A 5467-nucleotide genomic window follows, 5' to 3' on the forward strand; every position below is an offset into this window, starting at 1 on the left:
TCGACTCGCCGGCTTCGCCCAGCACACGACGGTTGGTGACGAAGCGGTTGCCCTTCAGCGAATAGACGAAACCGTCAGGCGCCTCGTTCGCCCATTTGACGAAGGTCGGCTCCTTGAAGCTGGAATAGAAGGTGCCGTTGACCTCGATGCTCGGCACCTGCCGGCTGGCGTATTGGAGCTGCTTGGTCTTGGACAGCTTGTCAGGATAGAAAGACGTGTCCCACGGCTCGAACGTCCAGCCGCCCATGCCCGAGCGGATCGTTCCTTGGCTGGCCATTGTCATCCTCCCAGTTTCAAAAAGGCTATCAGGCGGCTTGGTCGACCGGCTTGACCATGTCGACCACAATCCATCCTGGCCGGTAGGGGTGGGCCCGGCGACCCGTTTCCCGGAAACCATAGGCCGCATAGAGCGCGATGTTCCGCTCCATCCGCGAATTGGTGTAGAGCCGCACCTCCGGCAGACCCCATGACTGTGTCTGCTCGTCGGCGAAATTGAGCAGCTTGATGCCGTGACCTCTGCCTTGGAAGGTAGGGGGGACCGCGACGCTGAAGATCATCACATGGTCGGCATGGCGCTCGAGCACGATCAGCCCGGCAAGTTCAGCGCCGCTTTCCAGCAGCCAGACTTCGCCGCGCTCGATGCGCGGCCCGTAGTCTTCCGTGACCGGCATCGGCGGCGCGCCGAGCAGAGCGGTATAGGGCGCATAGGCGGCCGTGGTTAGCGCGACGACGGCGGGGAGATCAGCCGCAAGCGCCTTTCTGAATGTCATTCAAACGCTCTCCAGGCACTGGCCATTTGCGCACTTACTCAGCCGCTTCGCGCTTGCCTCCGGGGCGCCGCTCCAGCAACTCCTTGAGGAATTGGCCGGTGTAGCTGCGCTTCTCGCGCACGATCGCTTCCGGCGTGCCGGAGGCGACCAGTTCGCCGCCGCCGTCGCCGCCTTCGGGGCCGAGGTCGAGCACCCAATCGGCGGTCTTGATGACTTCAAGATTGTGCTCGATCACCACCACCGTGTTGCCCTGGTCGACCAGCTCGTGCAGCACTTCGAGCAGCTTGGCGACGTCGTGGAAGTGCAGGCCGGTGGTCGGCTCGTCGAGGATGTAGAGCGTTTTGCCGGTCGCCTTGCGCGACAGTTCCTTGGCGAGTTTTATCCGCTGCGCCTCGCCGCCGGACAGCGTCGTCGCCTGCTGGCCGATATGGATGTAGCCGAGGCCGACCTGCTTCAGCGTCTCCAGCTTGTCGCGGACGCCGGGCACCGCAGCGAAGAAGTCGACGCCTTCCTCGACCGTCATGTCGAGCACGTCGGCGATCGACTTGCCCTTGAACAGCACGTCGAGCGTCTCGCGGTTGTAGCGCTTGCCGTGGCAAACGTCGCAGGTGACGTAGACGTCGGGCAGGAAGTGCATCTCGATCTTGATGACGCCGTCGCCCTGGCAGGCCTCGCAGCGGCCACCCTTGACGTTGAACGAGAAGCGGCCCGGCTGATAGCCGCGCGCCTTGGCTTCCGGCAGGCCCGCGAACCAGTCGCGAATCGGCGTGAAGGCGCCGGTATAGGTGGCGGGGTTGCTGCGCGGGGTCCGTCCAATAGGCGACTGGTCGATGTCGATGACCTTGTCGAGGAACTCCAGCCCCTCGATGCGGTCATGCTCGGCCGGATGTTCACGCGAGCCCATAATGCGGCGCGAGGCCGCCTTGAACAGCGTCTCGATCAGGAAGGTCGACTTGCCGCCGCCCGACACGCCGGTGACCGCGGTGAAGGTGCCGAGCGGGATTTCCGCCGTCACGTTCTTCAGATTGTTGCCGCGCGCGCCGACGACCTTGATGCGCCGGTTCTTCTTCGCTTCGCGGCGCACGGCCGGCGTCGCCACTTCGAGTTCGCCGGACAAATATTTGCCGGTGATCGAGGCCGGCGTCGCCATGATCTGCTGCGGCGAGCCCTGCGCGATGATCTCGCCGCCATGGATGCCGGCGGCCGGGCCGATATCGACGACATAGTCGGCATGCAGGATGGCGTCCTCATCATGCTCGACGACGATCACCGTGTTGCCGATGTCGCGCAGGTGCTTCAGCGTGTCGAGCAGGCGTGCATTGTCGCGCTGGTGGAGGCCGATCGACGGCTCGTCCAGCACATAGAGTACGCCGGTGAGGCCCGAGCCGATCTGCGACGCGAGCCGGATGCGCTGGCTCTCGCCGCCCGACAGCGTGCCGGAATTGCGCGAAAGCGTCAGATAGTCGAGGCCGACATCGTTGAGGAAGCGCAGCCGCTCGCGGATTTCCTTGAGCACCCGCACCGCAATCTCGTTCTGCTTGTCGTTGAGCTGCGCCGGCAATTCGGTGAACCACTGGTCGGCCTTGCGGATCGACTGCTCGGTGACCTCGCCGATGTGTTTTCCCGCGATCTTCACCGCCAGCGCCTCGGGCTTCAGCCGATAACCATTGCAGGCGGGGCAGGGGGTGGCCGACATGAAGCGCTCGATCTCCTCGCGCATCCAGGCGGATTCGGTCTCCTTCCAGCGCCGATCGAGATTGGGGATGACGCCCTCGAAGGTCTTGGTCGTCTTGTAAGAGCGCAGGCCGTCATCATACTGGAAGGTGATCTCGCGCTCGCCGGTGCCGTGCAGGATCGCCTCCCGCGCCTCGGCGGAAAGATCCTTGAACTTGTCGCCGAGCTTGAAGCCATAGGCCTTGCCCAGCGCTTCCAGCGTCTGCGCGTAATAGGGCGAGGTCGACTTCGCCCACGGGCTGACTGCGCCGTCGCGCAGTGAAAGGTTCTCGTCGGGCACGACCAGATTGGCATCGATGGCGCGCTGGCTGCCGAGACCGTCGCAGGTCGGGCAGGCGCCGAACGGATTGTTGAAGGAAAACAGCCGCGGTTCGATCTCCGGAATGGTGAAACCTGACACCGGACAGGCGAATTTTTCCGAGAACAGGATGCGCTCATGCGTCTCGTTCTTCGACTTGTTGACCGAATCCTCACCGGTCAGGCTGGCGTCGAGCGGCCTGTCGGCGAATTCGGCCACCGCCAGGCCCTCGGCGAGCTTAAGCGCCGTCTCCATGGAATCGGCAAGTCGCGTCGCCAGGTCGCCGCGCACGACAATGCGGTCGACGACCACATCGATATCGTGCTTGTACTTCTTGTCCAGCGCCGGCACGTCGGCAATCTCGTAGAAGACACCGTCGACCTTGACGCGCTGAAACCCTTTCTTCTGCAGCTCCAGGAGTTCCTTGCGATACTCGCCCTTGCGGCCGCGCACGATCGGCGCCAGCAGGAACAGGCGCGTGCCTTCCTCAAGCGCCAGCACGCGGTCGACCATTTGGCTGACCGTCTGGCTTTCGATCGGCAGGCCGGTGGCCGGCGAATAGGGAACGCCGACGCGCGCGAACAGAAGCCGCATGTAGTCGTAGATCTCGGTGACGGTGCCGACCGTCGAGCGCGGGTTCTTCGAAGTTGTCTTCTGCTCGATGGAGATGGCGGGAGACAGCCCGTCGATCTGGTCGACATCCGGCTTCTGCATCATCTCCAGGAATTGGCGGGCATAGGCCGAGAGGCTCTCGACATAGCGGCGCTGGCCCTCGGCATAGATCGTGTCGAAGGCGAGCGACGACTTGCCGGAGCCTGACAGGCCGGTCATGACGATCAGGCTGTCGCGCGGCAGATCGAGATCGACATTCTTCAGATTGTGTTCGCGCGCCCCGCGAATGGAAAGGTATTTATGGTCGGCCATCGCCGGTCGCCGCCTCAGGTCTGGAATTTGCTGGAGTGGCGGGGTTTCCCGGCCATCCCCTATGTAGGTAGTTTTCCCGCCACGTCGAGAGACGCCACAACTCTCAACAGAAGCGTTTAACCGTCTTTCGCGCGGGCGGGCAAGCGGAAAGAACAAAGGCCGAACACGCTCCTGACAAAGCGGTGTGGAAATCCCGCCTCGACCTGACCTGGACGTAACCTCCCCGTGATCACATTTTCCGTTAATCGGCTTTTCAACGGTTGACGTCTCCGACTCACGGGAGCAGTGTCCGGGGGTCAACGGAGCCGGCTGTCTTTCGATGGCCTCGCCACCCAAAGGTGGCCTGCGAGACGCCGCAGGCTTTGCGATTTGCGCTTCGGACGACAATTGTCGCAACGGACCCAGGAGCGGAGCATGACGCCACCGGACAGTCCCTTGAGGCTCCACACGATGATGGAGCCACGGCGGGCATAAGTGCCAGGGCTTGGCGTGAGCGCTGCCCGACAAACCGTGACTTGCCGATTCCCAACAATCAGAGACCATAGTCGGATCGTCGGCTGAACGCCGCGGAGCATCCGAAATCAAACGCCGGCAGAACACTCCCGGCAAAAGTTGGATTTCAGATCCATGAAAGCCCCGTCAGACTGTAGAAGCAGCGGCGGGGCTTAAATTTGCGCCAGCGATGGCACTCGGTGCCGATGGCGCACCCGTCCTACGTCAACGTCGACCGATACATGGCGCGATTGGTGGGCCGTGAGTTCAATCCATCTCAATCCCATGCGTACACCCATCTTCCAGCTCGATGCCTTCGCTCACCGGCGATTTGCCGGCAATCCCGCCGCGGTCATGCCGATGGGCAGCTTCCCGGACGACGCGGTGATGCAGGCCATAGCCGCCGAAAACAATCTGGCGGAGACCGCGTTTCTCGTTCGCGAGGGGAGCGACTATCGGCTTCGATGGTTCACGCCCGTCACGGAAGTGCCGCTTTGTGGACACGCGACGCTTGCGAGCGCGGCGGTCGTGATGGAGCGGCTCGAGCCGGGTCGTCAGTCGGTCGTGTTTCATTCGAAGAGCGGGCCGCTCGTGGTTACGCGTGTGAATGCGGGCTACGTGTTGAACTTTCCGGCGCGCCCGTCGGAGAAAGCCGCGGCGGTCCCGCCGGGGTTCGCGCATGCCCTCGGCGTCGAACCTGTTGAAGTCTGGGTGAACGCGTTCAACTACATGGCGGTGCTCGACAGCGCGAGCACTGTGCGCTCACTTACGCCAGACATGGCGGCGATTGCTCGTCTGGACCGACCCGGTGTCATCGTGACGGCAGCAGGTGATGAAGCGTACGACTGCGTCAGCCGGTACTTCGCTCCAGCGAAAGGAGTTCCTGAGGATCCGGTGACCGGCGCCGCGCACTGCATGCTGGTGCCCTATTGGGCTCCGCGCCTCGGCAAGACAGAGTTGCGTGCGTATCAGGCATCGAAGCGAGGCGGGGAGATCACGTGCCGCGCGGTTGGCGAGCGTGTCGAGCTCGAAGGGCAGTGCGTGTTTTATCTCGAAGGCGAAGCGGAGATCTGATTTCAGCGGCTGGCGGCGCTCGCATTCCACGACGCGGCGGCAGCGCCGACGTTCAAAGCACCTTAATGGCTCGGCGGCCTGATCCCACCCGTCGCCATGTCGATGGTTATGCTGCCGGAAATCCTGACATCGGTATCGCCGATCTTGAACTGGCCTTTGCCGCTGTCGGGCAGCG

4 protein-coding genes are annotated in these 5467 nt (G+C 63.3%); 1 reads left to right on the forward strand and 3 read right to left on the reverse strand.

From position 1 onward, the window contains the following. From EN745_RS29045 to uvrA, 3 genes are all read right to left on the reverse strand, one after another. The coding region (locus EN745_RS29045; protein ID WP_127422823.1) for a DUF72 domain-containing protein at positions 1-277 on the reverse strand (277 nt) is incomplete at its 3' end. Between the two features lie 28 nt (positions 278-305). Beyond that, the gene (locus tag EN745_RS29050; RefSeq protein ID WP_127406881.1) at positions 306-770 is read right to left on the reverse strand and encodes a GNAT family N-acetyltransferase; all 465 of its coding nucleotides are present in this window, start codon (positions 768-770) and stop codon (positions 306-308) included. 34 nt (positions 771-804) lie between these two features. Then, positions 805-3726, reverse strand: coding sequence for an excinuclease ABC subunit UvrA (gene uvrA, locus EN745_RS29055; protein ID WP_127422824.1), 2922 nt, complete (start codon positions 3724-3726; stop codon positions 805-807). Positions 3727-4503: 777 nt separating this feature from the next. On the opposite strand from uvrA, the gene EN745_RS29065 reads away from it, so the two are divergent. After that, positions 4504-5292, forward strand: coding sequence for a PhzF family phenazine biosynthesis protein (locus EN745_RS29065; protein WP_126054753.1), 789 nt, complete (start codon positions 4504-4506; stop codon positions 5290-5292). Positions 5293-5467: the final 175 nt, after the last annotated feature.

Origin of the sequence: Mesorhizobium sp. M4A.F.Ca.ET.022.05.2.1 (genome assembly GCF_003998845.1) — a bacterium.
Lineage (GTDB): Bacteria > Pseudomonadota > Alphaproteobacteria > Rhizobiales > Rhizobiaceae > Mesorhizobium.